Annotated in this window: 1 pseudogene; it reads left to right on the top strand. The window is 63.0% G+C overall.

The features are described from left to right. Window positions 1-208: pseudogene (locus tag AF337_RS44330) on the top strand (nickel-binding protein); the annotation flags it as partial.

Here is a 208-nt window from a genome sequence, read left to right as displayed (position 1 = left end):
CGCCGGATGCGGAAACTGCGCAATGTGTGCATCGTGAAGCACACGGCTTCGTCGCCGGCGAGATCGTCGAGGTCGCCCTGTCAGCAGTCGAGGCTTTTCTAGGCCGAATCCATGACCCTGAGTCGGCGCCCGGCCAATCCTCCGCCCAGGTGGATCCCGGCCACCGGGCAATCCTCTTTACCGATATCGTCGGATCGACAGCGATGAC

This window comes from Rhizobium ecuadorense, from assembly GCF_001187535.1.
Classification (GTDB): domain Bacteria; phylum Pseudomonadota; class Alphaproteobacteria; order Rhizobiales; family Rhizobiaceae; genus Rhizobium; species Rhizobium ecuadorense.
Note: the sequence above shows the minus strand (reverse complement) of the source record. Positions and strands in the feature narration are given on the sequence as shown.